The organism is Methylobacterium sp. 77 (assembly GCF_000372825.1).
Lineage (GTDB): Bacteria > Pseudomonadota > Alphaproteobacteria > Rhizobiales > Beijerinckiaceae > Methylobacterium.
In genome coordinates this window covers 1-20,695 of the sequence record NZ_KB910516.1, presented here as the reverse complement: position 1 = coordinate 20,695, position 20,695 = coordinate 1, and the positions used below count along the sequence as shown (strand labels likewise).

General features: G+C 67.8%; 20 protein-coding genes and 1 pseudogene. 10 read left to right on the top strand and 11 right to left on the bottom strand.

Annotated features, from left to right (window positions below; all coding sequences use genetic code 11):
* Positions 1–105: 105 nt before the first annotated feature.
* On the bottom strand, positions 106–492 hold the full coding sequence (locus A3OK_RS0100100) for a 4-oxalocrotonate tautomerase family protein (RefSeq protein ID WP_019902901.1): 387 nt from the start codon (positions 490–492) through the stop codon (positions 106–108).
* A gap of 120 nt (positions 493–612) precedes the next feature.
* Between A3OK_RS0100100 and A3OK_RS0100095 the strand changes: the two genes are divergently transcribed.
* The 5 genes from A3OK_RS0100095 to A3OK_RS0100075 all read left to right on the top strand — a co-directional run bounded on the left by A3OK_RS0100095 (position 613) and on the right by A3OK_RS0100075 (position 5,285).
* Positions 613–1,554, top strand: a complete 942-nt coding sequence (locus tag A3OK_RS0100095; protein WP_019902900.1) for a LysR substrate-binding domain-containing protein — start codon at positions 613–615, stop codon at positions 1,552–1,554.
* A 316-nt stretch (positions 1,555–1,870) separates the two neighbouring features.
* On the top strand, positions 1,871–2,065 hold the full coding sequence (locus tag A3OK_RS24440) for a hypothetical protein (RefSeq protein ID WP_245259285.1): 195 nt from the start codon (positions 1,871–1,873) through the stop codon (positions 2,063–2,065).
* A 338-nt stretch (positions 2,066–2,403) separates the two neighbouring features.
* Positions 2,404–3,903, top strand: coding sequence for an HWE histidine kinase domain-containing protein (locus tag A3OK_RS0100085; protein WP_019902898.1), 1,500 nt, complete (start codon positions 2,404–2,406; stop codon positions 3,901–3,903).
* Between the two features lie 58 nt (positions 3,904–3,961).
* Positions 3,962–4,567: a sulfite oxidase-like oxidoreductase gene (locus A3OK_RS0100080; protein ID WP_019902897.1), complete on the top strand. Its 606-nt coding sequence runs from the start codon at positions 3,962–3,964 to the stop codon at positions 4,565–4,567.
* Positions 4,560–5,285: a ferredoxin reductase gene (locus tag A3OK_RS0100075; RefSeq protein ID WP_019902896.1), complete on the top strand. Its 726-nt coding sequence runs from the start codon at positions 4,560–4,562 to the stop codon at positions 5,283–5,285. The genes A3OK_RS0100080 and A3OK_RS0100075 overlap by 8 nt, the downstream gene beginning before the upstream one ends.
* A 43-nt stretch (positions 5,286–5,328) precedes the next feature.
* Here A3OK_RS0100075 and A3OK_RS0100070 read toward each other — a convergent pair whose 3' ends face one another.
* Positions 5,329–6,414, bottom strand: coding sequence for an NAD(P)/FAD-dependent oxidoreductase (locus A3OK_RS0100070; protein WP_019902895.1), 1,086 nt, complete (start codon positions 6,412–6,414; stop codon positions 5,329–5,331).
* A 14-nt stretch (positions 6,415–6,428) separates the two neighbouring features.
* Positions 6,429–7,535: a calcium:proton antiporter gene (locus A3OK_RS0100065; RefSeq protein ID WP_051092943.1), complete on the bottom strand. Its 1,107-nt coding sequence runs from the start codon at positions 7,533–7,535 to the stop codon at positions 6,429–6,431.
* Between the two features lie 306 nt (positions 7,536–7,841).
* Here A3OK_RS0100065 and A3OK_RS0100060 point away from each other — a divergent pair, with 306 nt between their 5' ends.
* The gene (locus tag A3OK_RS0100060) at positions 7,842–9,557 is read left to right on the top strand and encodes a DEAD/DEAH box helicase (protein ID WP_019902893.1); all 1,716 of its coding nucleotides are present in this window, start codon (positions 7,842–7,844) and stop codon (positions 9,555–9,557) included.
* Positions 9,558–9,670: 113 nt separating this feature from the next.
* On the opposite strand, the gene A3OK_RS0100055 is transcribed toward A3OK_RS0100060, so the two are convergent.
* Together A3OK_RS0100055 and A3OK_RS0100050 are read right to left on the bottom strand one after the other, a co-directional pair.
* On the bottom strand, positions 9,671–10,354 hold the full coding sequence (locus A3OK_RS0100055) for a hypothetical protein (protein ID WP_019902892.1): 684 nt from the start codon (positions 10,352–10,354) through the stop codon (positions 9,671–9,673).
* Positions 10,355–10,388: 34 nt separating this feature from the next.
* Positions 10,389–11,273: a hypothetical protein gene (locus A3OK_RS0100050; RefSeq protein ID WP_245259284.1), complete on the bottom strand. Its 885-nt coding sequence runs from the start codon at positions 11,271–11,273 to the stop codon at positions 10,389–10,391.
* Between the two features lie 440 nt (positions 11,274–11,713).
* Here A3OK_RS0100050 and A3OK_RS0100045 point away from each other — a divergent pair, with 440 nt between their 5' ends.
* Positions 11,714–13,192, top strand: coding sequence for an ATP-binding protein (locus A3OK_RS0100045; protein WP_081631135.1), 1,479 nt, complete (start codon positions 11,714–11,716; stop codon positions 13,190–13,192).
* The gene (locus A3OK_RS0100040; protein ID WP_019902889.1) at positions 13,189–13,851 is read left to right on the top strand and encodes a response regulator transcription factor; all 663 of its coding nucleotides are present in this window, start codon (positions 13,189–13,191) and stop codon (positions 13,849–13,851) included. Before A3OK_RS0100045 ends, A3OK_RS0100040 begins: the two co-directional genes overlap by 4 nt.
* A 114-nt stretch (positions 13,852–13,965) precedes the next feature.
* Here A3OK_RS0100040 and A3OK_RS0100035 read toward each other — a convergent pair whose 3' ends face one another.
* From A3OK_RS0100035 to tsaD, 5 genes are all read right to left on the bottom strand, one after another.
* Positions 13,966–14,382 carry an EVE domain-containing protein gene (locus A3OK_RS0100035; RefSeq protein ID WP_019902888.1) on the bottom strand — a complete coding sequence of 139 codons (417 nt, stop codon included), beginning with the start codon at positions 14,380–14,382 and terminating at the stop codon, positions 13,966–13,968.
* A 151-nt stretch (positions 14,383–14,533) separates the two neighbouring features.
* Positions 14,534–14,998 carry an opioid growth factor receptor-related protein gene (locus tag A3OK_RS0100030; RefSeq protein WP_019902887.1) on the bottom strand — a complete coding sequence of 155 codons (465 nt, stop codon included), beginning with the start codon at positions 14,996–14,998 and terminating at the stop codon, positions 14,534–14,536.
* Positions 14,995–15,984, bottom strand: coding sequence for an NAD(P)H-dependent glycerol-3-phosphate dehydrogenase (locus A3OK_RS0100025; protein WP_019902886.1), 990 nt, complete (start codon positions 15,982–15,984; stop codon positions 14,995–14,997). Before A3OK_RS0100025 ends, A3OK_RS0100030 begins: the two co-directional genes overlap by 4 nt.
* Positions 15,981–16,883, bottom strand: coding sequence for a GNAT family N-acetyltransferase (locus A3OK_RS0100020; protein WP_019902885.1), 903 nt, complete (start codon positions 16,881–16,883; stop codon positions 15,981–15,983). Before A3OK_RS0100020 ends, A3OK_RS0100025 begins: the two co-directional genes overlap by 4 nt.
* Positions 16,876–17,919, bottom strand: coding sequence for a tRNA (adenosine(37)-N6)-threonylcarbamoyltransferase complex transferase subunit TsaD (gene tsaD / locus A3OK_RS0100015; protein WP_019902884.1), 1,044 nt, complete (start codon positions 17,917–17,919; stop codon positions 16,876–16,878). Before tsaD ends, A3OK_RS0100020 begins: the two co-directional genes overlap by 8 nt.
* Positions 17,920–18,116: 197 nt before the next feature.
* On the opposite strand from tsaD, the gene A3OK_RS0100010 reads away from it, so the two are divergent.
* Complete coding sequence (locus A3OK_RS0100010; protein ID WP_026596776.1) at positions 18,117–18,824, top strand: uroporphyrinogen-III synthase; 708 nt, start codon at positions 18,117–18,119, stop codon at positions 18,822–18,824.
* Positions 18,825–19,164: 340 nt separating this feature from the next.
* On the opposite strand, the gene A3OK_RS23820 is transcribed toward A3OK_RS0100010, so the two are convergent.
* A complete protein-coding gene (locus tag A3OK_RS23820; protein WP_155911909.1) occupies positions 19,165–19,860 on the bottom strand; it encodes a hypothetical protein in 696 nt (231 codons plus the stop codon).
* A 19-nt stretch (positions 19,861–19,879) separates the two neighbouring features.
* On the opposite strand from A3OK_RS23820, the pseudogene A3OK_RS23815 reads away from it, so the two are divergent.
* Positions 19,880–20,695, top strand: a pseudogene (locus A3OK_RS23815) (translation initiation factor 2); the annotation flags it as partial.

Here is a 20,695-nt window from a genome sequence, read left to right as displayed (position 1 = left end):
GGACAGGTGAACGTCGCCCGAACGACCTCGCCGATATCGCCTTTGTCCGAACCCGTACTTTTCGCGGGCCAGCCTTCGCGGCTCACTCTCGAGGACGAACCGGCCTCAGCGGGCGACCTGCCGGTGCGCCTGCGTCTGCCCATCGTATCCCCAGGCATCGGCAGCGATCTCGGTGACGACGACGTAGGTCGCCAGGGGCAATTCGTCTCCGAGCACACGATGCAAGAGTTGGTTGGCCTGCGCGATGAAGCGCGCCTTCTCCTCCGCGCTGTTGGTGCCTGCCGTCACCGACGCATCGATATGCGCGGCGCAGGTCACCGGCCGGCCTGCGACCTGCCAGCCGCCGACAGCGACGTCTTCGATCAGGACGGCCGTGAGAGCGGCCTTCTTTCCGAGCACGTCGGCCATCAGCCCTGTCACCTCACGGTGCAGAATGGCGACTTGCTCCGCGGCGAGGCCCGGACCTGCGATTTTCACGTTCACGAACGGCATGGCCGCTTCCTTCTGCTCGTTCTCTCGCAGGCGATCTGCGATTGACGAGCACAGGCTACCGGCGCAATTTGGTTTGGAAAATCTCGTAATTACGAAGTCATAATTCGGAAAATCTCAATCATGCTGCCGGTGAACCTCGACATGGACGTCCTGCGCTCCTTCGTCGTCGGGATCGATCTCGGGAGTTTCGCGAAGGCGGCTTCTCGCCTCGGCCGGTCCCCTTCCGCGATCAGCCTGCAGCTGCGCAAACTCGAGGATCAGGTCGGGCATGCCCTGGTGCAGAAGCAGGGACGTGGGCTCGTCCTCACCGAAGCGGGCGAGACGATGCTCGGCTACGCTCGCAGGCTGCTCGATCTGAACGATGCCGCCCTGAGCGCACTCGGCTCGCCGGCACTCTCCGGTTGGATCCGTATCGGCCTGCCCCAGGACTTTGCCGAGACCTGGCTTCCCGACACGCTCGGACGCTTCTCGCGCCTCCACCCGAGCGTCAGAATCGATGTGCATGTGGACCGCAACGCGGTCCTGCGCTCACGCCTCGATACCGGCGAACTCGACCTGGCTCTCCTCTGGGACGAAGACGCGAGCGATCAACGCGGCGTCGTCATCGGAACCCTGCCGATGGCCTGGATCGGCCCCCGTGGCGGGGTCCAGCGAAACCCGGATCTTCCCCTCTCCGTACCGCTTTCGCTGGTCCTGTTCGGATCGCCCTGCATCTTTCGCCATGCCGCGACGACTGCCCTCGATGCGGCCGGAATTCCCTGGCAGATCTCATTCAGCAGTCCCGGCCTCACGGGCCTTTGGGCAGCCGTCTCGGCGGGACTCGGCCTGACCTTGCGGACGCCACACGGCCTGCCCGGCTCGCTCAAGGCTCTCGATCCGCAGGAAGCGGGCTTGCCGATGCTGCCGTCGCTCTCGCTTCGCCTCCTCAAGGCTTCGCCGCAGACCAACGTCGCCGTCGACCGCCTCGCCTCGCTTATCAGCGAGGTCTTGATCGACGTCATCGACCAGTTGGATCTCCCGACCAAGAGGCCGAGACGGGAGGCCGAGACATCCCAGGCCTGAGCGTTGAGTTGACGAAGTTCGGCGTTGTTGTGCGCTGCAAAATGAAAAGCTCAAGCAACATCGCGCCGCATTCCATGAGTCTCAAGCTTGTCCAGAACGGCTGTTGGAGATTTGTCCTTCCGCAGGCGGGACAAATCAGAAAAATCCGGGAACGAATGAAGCCGCGCCTCTGTTATGACCGCAGAAGTACTCTCTGGAGGAATAAATGCGAAAGATTTCCAAGCTCGTCGGCGCCGGCGCTATCGTGATTCTCAGCTCGGCAATGGCCATGGCCGCTCCGTGTTCGACCGGGTCAACCGCTGGTTCGGATGGGAAGATGGCCGCAAACGATAAGAGCTCGAAGGTCGAGCCGGGCTCGACCGGTAACGTGAGCCCCGGCGCGAAGGCCGAGTCGCCCGGGACCGTCGGCGCGATGAACAATGTCGGCGCCAACACGGCGACCTCGGCCAATGACGTGGCCAAGCAGCAGGACGGCAAGCCGACCGCCGCGGATGCAGCCAAGGGCTGCTGAGCCCTACTTGGGATCGAGATCAGGACGCCCGCCCGGTTCAGCCGTGGCGGGCGTTCCGCGTTTGTGGTCTCGCGCTTTTCAAGTTTGAGATCGAGCTCGATCTCCGGAATGATCCAAGAGGTCGTCATCCGAAGTCTGTATGATAACGTACATAAATTAAGGCAGACCTGCCGGTCTTTTGAAATCTCCTGACTCTAAAGCTCAGACATCGACGCAGAGCCTTGCTTAGACTTGGCCGCGGCGTAAAACGAAACGAATCCGGGCCAGGGCTCGGTGGATCGAATAGAATCGACGTTGAGGCGATAGGTGGGGCACTCGATCATCTCAAGTGACGCTCGGTGACACGAACGCCGGAACAAGAGCGGATCGCGGCGGAGATCGTGCGCACGGTCAACGGGCCGGACCCGTTCGCGGCGGCGCTGCGGGCAACGCGGATGCCGATGGTCATCGCCGACCCGAACCTGCCGGACATCCCGATCGTCTTCGTCAATGCCGCCTTCGAGCGAGCCACCGGCTTCTCGCGGGAGGAAGTCCTCGGTCGCAACTGTCGCTTCCTGCAGGGACCGAACACCGATCCGGCGGATGTCGCCCGCATTCGCGAAGCGATCGCGCAAGCTGTTCCGATCGAGATCGATCTCCTGAACCATCGCAAGAACGGCGAGGTTTTCTGGAATCGCCTTCTCATCGCCCCGGTCTTCGATTCCGACGGCAAGGTTGCTTATTTCTTCGCCTCGCAGTTCGATGTGACCCTGGAAAAGGACTGGTTGGTCCGCCTCCAGAACGATCGTGACGCGCTGGAGACCGAGGTCGAACGCCGTACCCTCGAATTGCGCCGCAGCGAGATGAACCTGCGTTTCGCGTTGACCGCGGGTCGGCTGGGCTCCTGGACCCTCGACCTCGTCGCGAACGACCTGGAGACGTCGGACCATTGCCGGATGAATTTCGGCCGGGATCCGGACGTGTCGTTCGGGTACGACGATCTGCTCGCCATGGTCCATCCGGGAGACCGTGAACGGATGCAGGCCCAGGTGCGCCGCTCCATCGAACAGAACGTCGATTACGACATCGAGTACCGGGTGATCACGCCGTCGGGCGAACTACGCTGGGTCCACGTTCGCGGACAGACCTTCTACCGCGCCGATGGCACTCCGCTCAGCATGGCCGGCGTCTCGCTCGATATCACCGAGCGCAAACATGCGGAGGAACATCGCAACCTGCTCGCGGGCGAGTTGACCCATCGGGTGAAGAATACGCTCACCCTGATCCAGTCGATCGTGCGGCAGACCCTGCGGACCGCCCCTTCCCTCGAAGAAGCCGGCGAGGCCCTCGAAGCGCGCGTAGTCTCCCTCGCCGCGGCGAACGACGTCCTGACCGAGGAATCATGGGACGGTGCCTCCATCGCCGACATCGCGGAGCGAGCCCTGGCGCCGTTCCAGAGCAAGGGGCGAGAGCGCGTCGACCTCGAAGGCGGCGAGATCAGGCTTCCGCCGCGCGGAGCGCTGGCCTTGGCCATGGCCCTGCACGAGCTCGCCACCAACGCCGTCAAATATGGGGCCCTCTCGAACGATACCGGGCGGGTGCGGTTGTCATGGTACCTGCTCGACGGAGTCCCGCATCACTTCCGCATTCTCTGGGAAGAGACGGGCGGTCCCACGGTGGCGGTGCCGACGCGAACCGGGTTCGGCTCGCGCCTGATCGAGCGCGCGCTCGCTCAGGAAATCGACGGTACCGCGAAGATCTCCTACCGGCGGGACGGAATCCTGTTCGTCGCCGAGGGAATCCTGCCGGGACGCCTGCAGGACGAGGGTGATGGCCCGTCCGACGCCGGCGCCGCTTGACCCGCCTGGGCTGAGGCTCGAAGGAGGGAACAGGGCGGGCGCGCGTACGGAGACAGGCATGACGACACGCGGTTTCACGGGACGGCGGCCACCGGAGGCGACGCGCGAGCGGCTTCCGCCCGGCCAGTATCTCGAACAGGACTTTCCCGTCCTGCAGATTGGTCCGAATCCGCGCATCGACTTGGCGAGCTGGCGCTTCACCCTGCGCGAAGGCTCGCGACCGCTGAAGAGCTGGAACTGGGACGAATTCTCCGCCCTGCCTCGCACGGCATGGCGTGGCGACATCCATTGCGTGACGAAATGGTCGAAGTTCGACACCGGCTGGGAGGGTGTCAGCGTCGACGACATCCTCGCTGCCGCCGGGATTGCGGCGCCGACCGAATTCCTGCTCGCCGAGGGCTATGACGACTACACCACCAACGTCCCCGTGGCCGATCTCGCCGGCCCCAAGGCCATGGTGGCGACCCATTACGAGGGTAAGCCGATCGAGCCCGACCATGGCGGCCCCGCGAGACTTCTCGTGCCGCATCTGTACTTCTGGAAGAGCGCGAAATGGGTGAAGGGCCTGCGCTTCACCAAGAAGGACGAGGGCGGGTTCTGGGAAATGCGCGGTTACCACATGTACGGCGATCCCTGGCGCGAGCAGCGCTTCACCGGTGATTGAGGCCGCGCCGCGTCCGCTCACCTGGCACACGGCCACGATCGTCGCGATCACCGCCGTCACGACACGGGTGAAGAGCTTCCGGTTTCGGGTCGCCTTCGATCGACCCATGCTCGCCGGACAGCATGTCGAGGTGCGGCTGACCGCGCCGGACGGCTATCAGGCCCAGCGCAGCTATTCCATCGCCTCCGCTCCGAGCGACGACGGAGTGATCGAGCTGATGATCGAGGGCCTGGCCGAGGGCGAGGTGTCCGGTTTCTTCGCGGCGGTGGCCGAAATCGGCGACACGATCGAGTTACGCGGCCCCATCGGCGGCTCGTTCGTCTGGCGCCCGGCCGATGGCGGCCCATTGCTCCTCGTCGCCGGCGGCTCGGGTGTCGTGCCCCTGCTCTCGATGCTGAGACACCGGGCGGCGCGGGCGCCGGACGTTCCTGCCCTGTTGCTCTATTCCGCCCGCGACGCCAGAGAAGTCATCGCCCATGACGAACTCCTGCAGCGGGCGCGGGACGAGGTCGGCTTCGACCTGATGCTCAACCTGACCCGAGAACGGGGAGGTCGTAGGATCGACGTTGCGCTGGTCGCGAAGGCGTTGGAGAGGATCGGCACACCCCGTCACGCCTATCTCTGCGGCGCCAACGCCTTCGTCGGAACGGCCGCCGACCTCCTCGTCGATGCGGGGCTAGAACCTTCGACGATCAGGACCGAGCGGTTCGGCGGCTGAACCCACGCGAGAACAGGGTGAGGGCGATCCTCGGCGCGGACGTTCACGCCTCCAGCCGGTCCGCCACCTCCTCCGCCAGCGAGAGGCTGGACGTCAGCCCAGGGCTCTCGATTCCGAAAAGGTGGACGAGGCGCGCCAGACCGTGCTCGGCCGGGCCGTCGATTCGGAAATCCGCGGGCACTTCGCCCGGACCGGTGAGCTTGGGCCGAATGCCGGCATAATCCGGCGTCAGCGCATCGTCGGGAAGGCTCGGCCAGTAGCGACGGATGGCCTGCGCGAAGACCTGCGCTCGGCCCGGATCGACGACGTAATCCGGCTCGTCCACCCATTCCACGTCCGGCCCGAAGCGCATGCGTCCGGCGAGATCGAGGGTGAGATGGATGCCGAGGCCACCCTCCATCGGTGCGGGGTAGATCAGCCGCGAGAAGGCGGGACGCCCGAGACATCCGAAATAGCTGCCCTTCGCCAGGATCTGGCGCGGAATCCGCTCCTCAGGATAGGGCTCGACCTGCCGCGCCAGCGCCTGCGCACCGAGCCCGGCGGCGTTGACGACGGCATCGAAGGGGAGTCGCTCGCCGCACACCTCGACCTGCCAGACTTCGCCGCCGCGCCGCATCGTGCCCACCGGGCTGTGGAAGGCGATGGCGCCCCCGCCATCCTCGACTTCGCCCTGCAGTGCCAGCATCAGGGCATGGCTGTCGACGATGCCGGTCTGCGGCGAATGGATTGCCGCGACGCAGGAGAGGTTCGGCTCCAGGGCCTGCGCCTCCTTGCCCGTCAGCAAGGCAAGATCCTCGACGCCGTTGGACCTGCCTCGCTCGGCGATTCCCTCCAGCGCGGCCCTCTCGCCCTTGGAGGTGGCGACGATGAGCTTGCCCAGACGGGCATGGGGCACGCCGTGGCTCTCGCAGAAGGCATAGAGCAGCCGCCGGCCAGCGGTGCAGTGTCGGGCCCGTGACGAGCCGGCGGGGTAGTACATTCCGCCATGGATCACCTCGGAACTGCGCGACGACACGCCGGTCCCGATCGCTCCCTCGGCTTCGGCCACCACCACGGAATGGCCGCGCCGGCTCAGCGCCCGCGCCGCCGCGAGCCCGACAATTCCAGCGCCGACGACCAGGACATCCATGGAGCGGCTCCGGCCTACGGGCTGAAGATCAGCACGACATAGACGAAGAAGATCACCAGATGCACCGCGCCTTCGAGCACCGTCGTGCGCAGGCCCGAGAAAGTCAGCGTGCTCAAGATCAGCGTCACGACGAGGAGCGCCATTTCCGCCGGTGCGAGGCCGAGCACGACCGGCTGACCCGAGATCAGGCCGACGGCGAGCACCGCCGGCACGGTCAGGCCGACCGTGGAGGTCGCCGCGCCGAGACAGAGGTTGATCGCCCGCTGGAGTTCGTTGCCGACGATGGCCTTCAGCGCGCTGATCCCTTCCGGGGTGAACACGATGGCGGCGATCAGCACGCCGCCGAGGGCGGTCGGGGCCCCGAGCACCTCGATACCGTGATCGAGGATCGCGGCGAGGCTCTTCGAGAGCAGGACGATGGGGAGGATGTTGGCGATCAGGAGGACGAGGTGGATGGCGAGCGCGCGTCGATCGACCGGGCCGCGCGGCTGCTCCTCGGCTGCGATGATGGCGGCGGTCTCCTTCTCGTAGATGAAGAAGCTGCTGTGCCGCCCCGTCTGGATGAGGATGAAGATGACGTAGAGCGCCACCGTGAAAATCGAGAACGACACGGCCTGAAGCGTCGTCAGCGTGCCGCCGCTGGTGGAGGTGGTGAAGTTCGGGATGATGAGCGCGATGGTGGTGAGCGGGATGATCACCGACATGAAGGCCGAGGCGCCCTGAAGATTGTAGGATTGCTGGTGATGCCTCAGGCCGCCGATGAGCAGGCCGAGTCCGACGATGCCGTTGAGCACGATCATCAGCACGGCGAACATCGTGTCCCGTCCCAGCGTCGGCACCGCCTTGGCGGACAGCATGACGGCCGAGACTAGCACCACCTCGATGATGACGATGGACAAGGTGAGAATCAGCGTGCCCAGCGGCTCGCCGAGCATATGGGCCAGTTCCTCGGCCTCGTGGACGACGCCGAAGGCCGCCCACAGGATCACCGAGAACAGCCAGACGAAGAGGAAGGCGGCCCAGAGCGGCGAATCGAGGCTCGCCAGCCACCCGGACCCGAACACGGCGAAGGCGGCGACGCTGCCCCAAGCCACCACGAGCCTCAAGCCCGCACCACTCATCGCCGCGCCCATTCCCACCCGCCTTCCGATCCGATCGACAATTGCGACCCTTGTGGCATCAAGGGCTTGCGGAGGACACCCCGCGGAAACGACGTTTGTCGGGTATCGTCAGGCGACGTTGGGTATGCGCAGACGACGCTTGGAAGCATTGCACCATGGGGCGTGGCGTAAGCGCGGCATTCCCGCTAGAAGCAGCCTCTCCGTAACCGAACGAGGCCGGACCCACGACCGGATGAAGCGACGTCGCCACACAGGGCGAGTCGAATCCGCAGGGTTTGCCTTGTCTGCCTGCAAGGCCCCTGCCCCGTGCCCTTTCCTACCCTGCCGGCCCCGCTCGTCCGAGCGCTGGAAGCCCGCAACTACGAAGACCCGACCCCCGTCCAGAGCGCCGTCATCGAAGCGGCCGCGCAAGGAAGAGACCTGCTGGTCTCGGCCCAGACCGGCTCCGGCAAGACCGTCGCCTATGGCCTCGCCTTCGCGGAGACGCTTCTCGGAGAGGCCGACAGGCTTCCGCCGGCCGGTCCGCCGCTCGCCCTCGTCATCGCCCCGACCCGCGAACTCGCGCTCCAGGTCCAGCGTGAGCTGGAATGGCTCTATGCCGAGACGGGCGCGCGCGTCATCGCCTGCGTCGGCGGAATGGACCCGCGCCGCGAGAGCCGGGCCCTGGCGGACGGCGCTCATATCGTCGTCGGCACGCCGGGCCGCCTGCGCGACCATCTGGAACGGCGCAACCTCGCCACCCAGAACCTGCGCGTCGCCGTCCTCGATGAGGCCGACGAGATGCTCGATCTCGGCTTCCGCGACGACCTCGAATTCATCCTGTCCGTGACTCCCAAGGAGCGGCGCACGCTGCTGTTCTCGGCGACCTTGCCGAAGGCGATCGCGAGTCTCGCCGAGCGCTACCAGAACGACGCCCTGCGCATCGCCGTGAAGGGTCAGGAGCGCGGCCATACCGACATCACCTACCGCGCCGTGCGCGTGGTGCCGCGCGAGATCGAGCACGTGGTGGTCAACACCCTGCGCTACACCGATGCGCCGACGGCTATCGTCTTCTGCAACACCCGCAACGCCGTGCGCCATCTCCAGGCCGTGCTCACCGAGCGCGGATTCTCGGCGGTCGCCCTCTCCGGCGAACTTGGCCAGGGCGAGCGCAACGCCGCGCTCCAGGCCCTGCGCGACGGCCGCGCCAAGGTCTGCGTCGCCACCGACGTCGCCGCCCGCGGTATCGATCTGCCCACCGTGAGCCTCGTCATCCACGCCGACCTCCCCCACGACGCCGAGGTGCTGCAGCATCGCTCGGGTCGTACCGGCCGTGCGGGCCGCAAGGGCACCAGCGTCTTGCTGATCCCCGCCTCGAAGCGCCGCCGGGCCGAGCAGATGTTCGCCATCGCTAAGATCAATGCCGACTGGGCCGGGCCGCCCACGGCGGACGAAATCCGCCGTCTCGACGGCGAGCGCATGTGGCAGGATCCGCTCTTCACAGAGACGCCGGCCGAGGAAGACCTCGCCATGGGCGAGGCGCTGCTGGCCCAGCGCACGCCGCAGGAACTCGCCGCCGCTCTGGCGAAGATCTACCGCGCCCGTCTGCCCGAGCCCGAGGACGTCACCGATCCGGGTGCCGGCCCCGAGCGCAAGGAGCGCCGCGTCTACGATCCGGCCGAGACGGCGCGGATCGATGCGGAAGGTCCCTCGGTCTGGTTCCGGCTCAATCTCGGACGTCGCGACAATGCCGACCCGCGCCGCCTGCTGCCGATGCTGACCCGCCGCGGCAATATCGGTCGCCAGGAAATCGGAGCGATCCGCATCTTCGACCGCGAGACCAAGTTCGAGATCCGCGGCGGTGCCGCCTCGCGCTTCGCCTCGACCTTCGCCAAGAACGGCTCGCCCGAAATCCAGGTCGAGGCGTTGCTGAACGGCGAGCCCGACCGCGAGGCAGAGGGCCCGAAGGGGTTCAAGAGCCCGCGCGCCTCACGCCACGAGCGTGAAGCCGGCAAGAAGCCGCCGCAGCGCAAGCCGCGCTGACCGGACCGCGCCGCGCGTCCGTCTCCCCGCAAGGGGGAGGATAACCGCGCATTCCGTGACATGGGTGGATTCGCAGCGCGTCGAGGGAGACGGGCGCCGACAAAGGCGCTCGGTCACTCGAACGATGCGGTGACGAACCGGTCTATCTCGTTCGCGGGCCGGTAGGGTTCCCGGCGCAGGGTCACGGAGCGTTCGGCGAAATCGGAGTCGTCGTCCCGCATCGCCAGAACCTTGCCATCCGCCGAGACGTGGCTGAACGCGAAGAGCGAGACCGCGAGGTTGTCGAACGCGGCTTCGGTGGAGCGGAACCGGCCGGGGGCACCGTTTGCCCGCTCGAACAGCCGCAGCACCTCCCGTGCCGTCAGCGTGAAGATGCGCACGTTCTGGAAATGCGTCTCGGCATGACGGGATTCGACCGTCACCCCGTCGAGCCGGCCGTCGCGGTATTCGAGGAGGATCGGAATGCGATCCTTCTCGAGGTTCTGCCGGTCCAGGCCCGCCAGGTCCCTGACGGCCTGCCTCATGGCCGAGATGTCGGCCGCCGATAGGGAGGTGCGCATTCCGGCGATCACGGCGTCGGCATCGGCGGCGGCCTCCGCGCCGCGGATGAGGGGAGTCGGTGTTCCATAGACGGGGTCTGCCGCCGCGGCGACCTCCTCCGGCGTGAGCCCGAAGACCAGACGGCCGATGCCGGAACGAGGCACCACGAGCCAGTCGGGGTTCATCGTCGTCCCTTGGCGATCGAGCGGGTCGGCGAGGGCCGACACTGCCGCGAGGAGAAAGGCCAGGACGGCCATGCGCCGTCGCGTGGCTCGCATCACGGTTCGACCGTCAGAACTGGTTCGGCAGGTTCTTCACGGCGTTGCCGAGGGCTTCCACGCTCTCGGCGATCTTGCGGCCGGCAGGCGCCAGAGACGGCACCTTCAGGCCGAAGATCTCGCTCTGCTCCGGCTCAGGCGCCGCGACGGGGGAAGCTGCGGGCTCTGCGCTGGCCTCCTGCACGGGCTTCGCAGTCTTGACCGGCTTGGGCTTGGCCACGGCCACACTCGGCTTGGCGACGCTGGCGGCGGGCTTCACGACGACGCTGGCGCCGGGCTTGACCGGGGCCTCGGCCTGGGCCGGCTCGGCGGGAAGCGACGCGAAACTGATGGCGGCCGAGCGCGCCCGGATCGTCTGAGCCGCGCTCGGTGCGATCACGGCGGCGACGCGGTTCGGCACGATGGGCGAGAGCGCGTTGGGCGGCAGGGCGAGGCTCACAGGCTCGATCGGCGGCAGCGCCTTCGACCGGGGCGCCTCGGGCTGGGCGACGGGGGTCGCCGCGGCCAACGTCACCGGTGCGTCGACCGTCACGGCAGGACCGACCTTGGCAGCGGTGTCGACCGATGCGGGACTCTGGACCTTCGAAGACGCCTCGACCTTCGCCGGATCCTCGACGATGGCCCGCTTCTCGACGAGCTGGACGCCGGCATCACGGGTCGGCGCCGACGAGCCGGCGGCCGAGGCCAGGGCCGGAATGCCGTCACGCAAGTCGGGCCAATCGGAGGCGCTGGCCTGAAGGGCTTGCGCCTTCTGCATCTGGTAGAGGTTCGGCCGCACCAGCTGCGGACCGGCGAGGCTGCCCATCGCCGAATAGGCCGCGACGGACAAGCCGGCGACCGCCACGCAGCCCAGCGTCCCCAGGACGATGGTGCGACCGCGCGCAGCGGGCTTCGCCACGGACTTCACCGGCCGCGGCAGTGCCGGCTTGACCGGACCGTGCTTGGCTGGACCAGCCTTATGGGAGCCGGAGTCGCGCCTTTCGCTCGGGTCGATGGCAACCTGCATCATCGGGCGAGTTCTCTAACAATGCTCGAAAAAACGTTTGACCGTCACGGAATCGCGACGGCGTTGAGCAGACGTGAGGCTGACATTCGGGCACAAAGATGTCCTCGGACACCTCGCCAGTCACGCCCGTGTCGTCGCTCACATGAATCTGGATAAAGCATTGCCGCTTAACGCTCGGTATCCATCGAGCACTTGAAGGCCGGAGGCCATTTTCAAATGGCCCGGGCGGCGGGACGGGCGAGGTGCGCTCCGTCGCGCATGCACGCATTCCAAGCCGGCCGGATATCGCTACAAGCTCGACAAACGGCCCGACCCATCCGGTGCAACCCACGATGAATCTCCACCCCTCCGGTCTTTCGACCGTGGAAACGGCACGACGCCGTTCCCGACGCCCGAGTTGGGCCGCTCTCCCCACGCGTGCGCGCCTCGTGGCGCTCGTCCTCGCCATCGATCTGCTGGCCGCCCTGGTGTCGTTCAGCCTGATCGTGGTGAATGCCCGCTCGGCGGTGAAGGTGGAGATGCAGGCGGCGCTGGCCAATATCGAACTGATCGTCTCGGACACGATTGGCCTCGCCCAGTCGGCGTCGCCCGCGAGCCTGCTCGAGACCCTCGAATTGCGGGTTCAGGGCCTCCGCCACGTCCGGGTCGCGGTGTTCGATGCCGAGGGCGGGAAGGTATCGCTGGCCACCCCGCGCCCGCGCCGCGAGAATTATCTCGCCCCGCGCTGGTTCGCCGCCCTGATCGCGCCGTCGCCGCAGCGCGACGAACTAGCCATCGTGGCGCAGGACAAGCGCATCGGCACGGCACTGATCACGACCGAACCCCTCGACGAAATCGATGAGGTCTGGGGTTATACCGTCTCCCTGTCGCTCGCGAGCCTGTGCCTGAATCTCGGCATGCTCGGCGCACTCTACATCGCCTTCGGCCGCGTCCTGGCACCCCTGACCCAGCTTGCCGACGGCCTGACCCAGCTCGAGCGGCATGATTACACGGTGCGGCTCGAACCCCCGGCGTCGCGCGAGCTCGCGATCATCGCGGGGCGCTTCAACAGTGTCGCCGAAGCGCTCTCGGAATCGCGTGCCGCCAACGGCCGTCTCAATCGCCAGCTTCTCACGGCGCAGGATGACGAGCGGCGGCGCACGGCCCTCGAACTCCACGACGAGTTCGGCCCCTGCCTGTTCGCGCTCGAAGCAAACGCGGCCTCGGTGACGCGGATGGCGCAATCAGCGAGTGAACCGGACAGAGCGAAGCTGTCGGCCCGCGCCGACGAGATCAGCACCATCGTCGGGCAGGTCCAGGGACTGAACCGCGACCTCCTCAACCGCCTGCGCCCGCACGCGCTGGGACAGGTGCCGCTGACCGAGTGCCTGCAGCTCCTGCTCCGCAACTTCCGCAGCCGGCATTCCGCCACGGTTTTCGAGGGCACGTTCACCGATCTTTCCCGCGGCTACGGCGATCTCGTCGATCTCACCGTGTTCCGCTGCATCCAGGAGAGCATGACCAACGCGGTCCGCCACGGCAGCGCGAGCCGGGTCAGGGCGGAGGTCAGCGAGAGCCACGCCGCGAATGAATTGCGGGTCGTGATCCGCGATAACGGGACCGGCCTGGATCCCGGACACGCGGAGAATCAGCAGGCCGGGCTCGACGGAGGTTTTCGCGGAGGAATCGGATTGTCGGGGATGCGCGAGCGGGTTGAAGCCCTGAGCGGCACATTTCAACTTGACAACGCGGCGCCGGGGACGGTTGTCCGGATAGTGATACCGCTCGATCCCGAGCGGGCCGAGGACACGAGCCCGATCGTTTCCGTATGAATGCGCTGACACCGACATCGACCCAAGCGCCCGTTCTCGTGATCGACGATCACCCGATCGTCCTCCAGGGCTGCCGCCGCGTCCTCGAAGACGCCGGTATCGAGCGGATCGCCGAGGCGACCAGCACGGTCGCCGGCTATCGTCTGTTCTTCCGCCTGCGTCCGTCGATGGTGATCTGCGACCTCACCTTCCAGGGCAGCGGCCTCGCCGGCCTCGATCTCATCCGCCGGATGCGCAGCGCCTCACCGGGCATCCGCATCCTCGTCTTCAGCATGCATAACGACCCGGTGATCGTCTCGCGGGCGCTGGAGGCCGGGGCGCTGGGCTACGTGCTGAAGGACCACGCATCGGTGGAGCTGTTCGAGGCATTCGAGCGAGTCCGAGCCGGCCAGGTCTATCTCGACCGACGCCTGGCGACCGAGGTCGCGATGCTGCGCACCGACCCGCGCCGCACGCCCGAGGCCCAGCTGACCCCGCGCGAGCAGCAGATCCTCACCCGGCTGGCCCAGGGCAAGTCCTACGGCGCCATCGCTGCCGACCTGTCAGTGAGCTACAAGACCGTGACCAACGCCTGTTCGCAGATGCGCCAGAAACTCGGCGTGCGGACGCTGGCCGAGCTGATCCACGTGGCAGTGACGCAGGCGCAGCGGCAGGGATAGACTGCGCGGTCAAGCGCAGCTCCCCCTCCTTACCGGTCAGCCGCAGCCGATCGGCCGCGGCGCGTCAATTTCGGCGAGGCTCCGGGTCGGCGCTCGGGGAAGGCGGAACGGGCCTCAGGAGAGCCCGCCCATCTCCCTCACGATCCCCCATTCCTCGCCTGTCACCGGCTGGACCGACAGGCGGGAATTGTTGACCAGAACCATCGCCTTCAGGCGCGGCTCGGCCTTGATCGCCTCCAGGGTCACCGGGCGCCGGAAGGGCTCCACGGCACGCAGGTCGACCATGCCGAAGCGGCCCGTCGGATCGGTGTCGTCGGGATAGTAGGGACGGATCACTTCGACGATCCCGACCACTGCCTTCCCCTCGTTGGAATGGTAGAAGAACCCGCGCTCGCCCACCTGCATCGCCATGAGGTTGAGTTTGGCGACGTGGTTGCGCACCCCGTTCCACGACGTGCCGTGCTCCCCCGCCTCGACCTGCTGGTCCCAGGACCAGGTCGAGGGTTCGGATTTGTAGAGCCAGTACGCCATCGGTCGCCTCGTTGAACGGGAGGCATCCTTAGAACATCGCCTCGAAAGGTGGGAACCGGTTTTCGGAAAAGACGGTGCATCATCAAGAGGCTACGGCACTGGCCGGGAGGCCGTGTCCGGGGCGCTGCCGTAGCGAGACGAAGCATGGCCGTCAGGCGCCGTGAAGCGCCGTTTCCCAATAGCCGAGGCTGTCGGCGTTGATGGGTGAACCGGCCTCGTCGTTGCGGGCCGTCACGAAGGCATGGAACGCGTCGGCCTCGTCGGGGCCGAGCAGGCTTCGGGTCGCGGTGACGATCCGGGTGATGCGCAGGTGGTTGTGGTCGTAGGCGCGCAGCCAGCCATCGGTGCGGGTGTAGAAGAGCGTCATCCGCGCGAGGGCGGCGCGCAGCCCGTCCCGCGCGGTCGGATCGGCGCGGATCGCCTCGGCTTCGTCGCTTCCAAGGATCGGTGCCCCCGGCACAGCGCGGCTCGCCTCCGAGAGGGGGAAACACCATTGGATGTAATTGTGGACGCCCTCGATCCTGGCATCGTCGAAGGCGAGGATATCGGCGAGCTTGCGCCGCGCGCCGTCGCGTCCGGTGCCGGCGAGGAAGGCGTGGATCGGGCCCTGGCTCATTCGGCCTCCCGCTTGAGGGGACGGGCGAGGAGACCCGCGACCACCGCGTCGACGCTCGCCTCGCCCGAGACGATGGCGGCCACCGCCTCGGCCACCGGCATCTCGACCGCGTTGCGCCGTGCCAGGGCGATAAGGGCGGCGGCGGTGAAGGCACCCTCGGCGAGCTTGCCGCCGGACGCCTCCTCGGGCGTGGCTCCGGCGCCGAGGCGCTGGCCGAAGGCGAAGTTGCGCGATTGCGGCGAGGAGGCGGTGAGGACGAGGTCGCCGAGACCGGACAATCCCATCAGCGTCTCCGGGCGGCCGCCATAGGCACGGGCGAAGCGCATGAGTTCGGCGAAGGCCCGCGCGATGAGGGCGGCCCGGGCGCTCTCGCCGAGGCCCCGCCCCGCGACGATGCCGGAGGCGATGGCGAGCACGTTCTTGCCGGCCCCGCCGATCTCGACGCCGCGCACGTCGTCGGTGTGATAGACGCGCAGGGCCGGCCCGGACAGGGCAGCGGCGAGGCGGCCGGCGAGCTCGGCATCGTCGGCTGCCAGGGTCACGGCGGTGGGCAGGTTGCGGGCGACGTCGGCGGCGAAACTCGGGCCGGACAGCACCGCCACGGCCGCGCCGGGCATCGCTTCGGCGGCGACCGCGCTCATGAAGGCGTCGCTGCCGCGTTCGATCCCCTTGGCGCAGAGCACGATCGCGGCTTCTCGGTCGATGGACGATTTCAGGCTGCCGAGGACCCCGCGCAACGTCTGAGCCGGCGTGACCAGAAGGACGATTCCCGCACCGGACAGGTCGCCTGGTTCGGCGGTGGCACGGATGTCGTCATGCAGCTTCACGCCGGGCAGATAGCGTGCATTCTCGCGGGCGTCCTGAAGTCGTTGCGCGGCCTCCCCGTCGCGCAGCCACAGGGTGACGGGATGTCCGGCCGCCGCCGCCGCGTTGGCGAGCGCCGTTCCCCAGGCGCCGCCGCCCACTACCGCAATCCGGTCGCTCATGCTCGATGATCCTGTGACGACTGCTCCCCATCTCCGAATGGCCCGTGAGCCTCCCGTCGATAAAGGACGTGCGGCTGCAGGCGGTCGCCCACCGGCAGGCTCGGATGGAGGAAATCCTCGGAGACAACCATGCCGAGCCGTTCCATGACCCGCCGCGACGGAGCGTTTCCGACGGCCGTGAAGGCGACCACGGCCGGCACGAGGCAACGTCCGAACAGGTCGTCGAGGGCGAGCCTCGCTGCGCGTGTCGCGAGGCCCCGGCCCCAGGCCGAGCGGGCGAGGCGCCAGCCGATCTCCACCGTAGACCCCGCGGTTTCACCGCCCGCGAACGGCATCGGCCGGATCAGCCGCATGGCGCCGACAAAGCCGACGAACCCCTTCCCCGGGACCTCGACGGCCCATGGCCCGAAGCCGTCGACCTCGAAACGTCGATCGAGGCTGCGGGCCTCGATCAGGCTCTCCGCCCGCGTCTTCGTGGAGGGGAAATGGCGCATCACCTCGGGATCGGCGTTGAGGTCGGCGAAGGGTCCGTCATCCGCCCGCGTCCAGCGCCGCAGGACGAATCCCTCCCCGATCAGCGAACGTGGTGCGGCAGGGGCGTGTCCGATGCGGCCTTTGCCGCGCCAGACGAGGGACCGCCGGTTCAGAAGTCCGAGATCGGCCTTTGCCGCCAGCACCGCCTCGCCGAGATCGATGGCGAAGGCGAGCCGTTCGGGCGGCATGTTGGCCCAGGCCGGAGGGGCCACGCTCTCGCGCCAGGGACCGCCGCAGGCATTGTCGAGAAGGATGCGTGCGAAGCAATGGTCGAGACGCACCGGCCATTCCGGCCGGGCACGGGCCGCATGAGGCAGGCGCCGGTCGACGAGGTCTCGCCAGCGCCGCTGAAGCCCCTCAGGCAAGCGCTGCCGCCTCGGCGAAGGGCCAACGGGCGCGGGCCGGCGCGGTGAGATCGTCGACGAGGCCGAGGCGCAGGCGTTCGATTCCCGCCCAGGCGATCATCGCGCCGTTATCGCCGCACAGGGATAGGGGCGGCGCGACGAAGGCGAGGCCGGCCTCGTTGGCCTGCGTCGTCAGCGCCCGCCGGATCGCGCCGTTGGCGGCGACGCCACCTGCCGCCACGAGGGCGGTCGGATGGCCGGCGATGGAGCCGAACTCGCGCAGGGCGACGCGGACCCGGTCCACCACCACATCCACCACTGCCGCCTGGAAGCTGGCGCAGAGATCGGCCACATCCGCGCTCGAGAGCGGCGCCAAGCGCTCGGCCTCGATCCGCAGGGCGGTCTTGAGGCCGGAGAGGGAGAAGTTCGGCTCACGCCGCCCCAGCATCGGGCGCGGCAGGGCGAAGCGCTCAGGGTTTCCGGTCTCGGCCACGCGCTCGACTTCCGGGCCGCCCGGATAACCGAGGCCGAGGAGCTTCGCCACCTTGTCGAACGCCTCTCCGATCGCATCGTCCACGGTGGTGCCGAGGCGGACGTAATCGCCCACGCCCTTCACCGCCACGAGCTGCGTATGGCCGCCGGAGGCGAGGAGCAGCAGGTAGGGAAAGCCGATCCCGTCGGTGAGCCGCGCCGTCAGCGCATGCGCCTCCAGATGGTTCACCGCGATGAGGGGCTTCCGCGCCACCAGCGAGAGGGTCTTGGCGGTGACGAGGCCGATCAGAACTCCGCCGATCAGGCCGGGGCCTGCCGCCACCGCGATTCCATCCACCTGCGACAGGCTCATTCCGGCGCCGTCCAGGGCGCGGGCGACGAGCCGGTCGAGAACCTCCACATGGGCACGGGCCGCGATCTCGGGCACGACGCCGCCATAGGCCGCATGCTCGGCGATCTGGCTCAGAACCTCGTTGGACAGGATGCGGCCGCGCCCGTCCTCACCCGGCGTCACGACCGAGGCGGCCGTCTCGTCGCAGGTCGTTTCGATGCCGAGGACGTTCATGACGATGCTTTGAGTGTTGGAAGCGGGAGCATTGCCCCACCCTAGCCGGCCAGCACCGCCGAGGGCAACGACGGGCTGTCTCCGGCAAGGCCATTCGCGGGGCTCGGCCTTCCAACGAAGCTCTCGCCATCGAGGTTCTTGCCTTGGAGGTTCTTGCCTTCGCGAGGGAGAGAGGCGATTCCGGAACGATGGTGGCGATGCGGATATGGATCGCGCGGCCCGAGCCGGGGGCGACGCGCACGGCGGAACGGCTCGTCGGGATGGGGCATGTGCCGCTGGTGGCGCCGGTCCTCGTCGTCGAGGCGAACGACGCGTCTCCGCCGCAAGGCCGTTTCGACGGCGTTCTCGTCACCAGCGCGAATGCGCTTCGACAAGCCTCGCGCTGGCGGCACCTTCACGACGTTCCGGTCTTCGCGGTCGGTGCCCGGAGTGCGGCGCTCGCTCGCGAGAGCGGCTTCTCCTCGGTGAGAAATGCCGAGGGAGATGCCGTCGCTTTGGCCGCGCTCGTCAGGAGGGAAGTATCGCCGGGATCCTCGCTGCTGCATGCGGTGGGCGAGGATCGTAAGGCGGAACCGGGGGCCTCCCTGACCGAGGCCGGGTTTCGGGTGACGACGTTCGTCGCTTACGGCGCCCGGCCGCTCGCATCCCTTCCCGCCGAGGTCGCGATGGCGTTCGGCGGGCCCGGCGCGCTGACCGGCATGCTTCATTATTCGCGCCGAAGCGCCGCGACGGCCTGCGAACTGTCCATGTCGGCCGGTTATGGCGGAGCTTTCGCGGCGCTCAGGCATTACTGCTTGTCGGCGGACGTGGCGGCACCTCTGGCCCAGGCCGGGATCGCACCTTACTTCGTCTCAGAGCAGGCCAACGAAGATGCACTTCTCGCGGGCTTGAAATCAGGTTTCTGACAAGCGGTCTCGCCGAGGCGGCTGCCTCGGTGCTAGGACGAAGAAATACGCTGTGACCGCAGGCCCGCACCCGGAGCGCGAATGCGCCAGGGTTGCGGTTAGCGGCAGACGAAAGTCGGGAAGGGAGCAAGAAGCCCGTGAATCCACCCAACAGCGATGGCAAAGGTCCGGGAATTCCGACTGGCGCGGGCATTCCCAAGCCTGATTCCAACAAGCCAGAGGCGAGCAAGCCCGAGTCGAACAAGCCCGAGGCCGTCAGGCCCGATGCGCTGAAGCCCGGCAGCACGAATTCCCCGTCGACGAGTGCCGATCCGGCGAAGCCCGCTTCGGCATCCCCGGCTCAGCCGACCAGGGTCGACGTGCCGAAACCCGCCGTCTCGCCCGTGACGACGGCGCCTAAGCCTTCCGACGTGTCCAAGCCTGCCGACCTGTCCAAGCCTGCCGATGTGAAGGTCGGCGAGGTGAAGCCCGACATCGCGAAAGCGGAACCCGGCAAGGCGGATTCCGGCAGGACCGAGCCCGCCAAGCCCGGTGCTCCGACGGCTGACATTTCAAAGACAGACGCTCCCAAGCCGATGGCTTCGAGCTTCGACGCCGGCAAACCCGGAGCTCCCAAACCCGATCTATCCAAGCCTGAGCCATCGAAGTCCGAACCATTTAAGTCCGAACCGCCGAAAACCGCGAGTTCAGGGCCGACGGGGTCGAATCCGGCGGGCGCCGGTCCGTCATCGACCAGGACCGAGCCGCCGAAGCCCGGCGCGGCCACCGGCAACACCCAATCCACCGTGCAGAAATCCACTCTCACGGACGGGCCGATCATCGATCTGACGGCGAAGCGGATTCCGGATCCGGCGGAGGCAGCGAAAGCCGCCGCGGCATCGGGCGCGACGAAGCCCTCCGGCTCCACCACTTTCACATCGCGCACCGACAAGGCTCCTTCCGCCTCCGATACCAAATCGGCCGATGCGAAATCCGCTGGGTCGACGACGCCCAAGATCGGCCCGACCGGTGCCGCGACCAGCGAGCCGGAGCGCAAGGGCGCGGGGTTCGGCTCGATGGCGGCAGCCGGTCTGATCGGCGGCGTCCTCGGCGCCGGTTTGCTCTTCGCCGTCGAGCGCTCCGGTGCTCTCGGCGGGGCCGAGGATACGCGCTTTGCCGCCCTCGATCAGAAGATCGCGGCCCTCGCGCCGAAGGATGCCCTCGCGGCCCTCGATAAGCGCATCGGTGCGAACGAGGCTGCGTTGAAGCCGCTGCCGGAGGCCATTCGCTCGGCGGATGCCGCCGCCAAGGATGCCCTGCAGAAGGCAGGAGCGACGCCTGCGGCCCCCGCAACCGAGGGTTCCGTCCCGGCCGATGGATCGGCTCCCGACGCCGCGACCCTTCCGGCGGACCTGATCGCTCGCCTCGATGGTCTCGACCAGCGTGTGGCGGCCCTGCAGGAGGAACCGGGCCGCGACCAATCCGGCAATGCCGGTCTCACCGCCATCAGCCCCCAGGCCCTCGCCGGCTTGGATGACAGGCTGAAGAGCGTCGAGGGCAAGGTGGATAGTGCTGCCAAGCCCGAAGCCGCCACTGCGCTGGCCGCCACGGTCGCCGCGCTGAAGAGCGACATCGACACCCGCACCAAAGCGAATTCCGAGGCGGACGAGGCCCTGACCCAGAAGGTCGCCGGCCTCCAGCAGAGCCTCGAAGCACGGGTTAAGGCGGCGACCGAGGCGGTCCAGGCAGCGACACAGGCCAGCCAGCAGGCGGTCGATGCCAACAAGGCCCAGGCCGCGGAAGCCGCCAAGGGCGTGGAGCGCCTCCTCCAGGCCCAGTCAGAGAAGATCGCCGGCCTCGACAAGGCCGTGGCGAGCCGCGCCGAAGCCGGG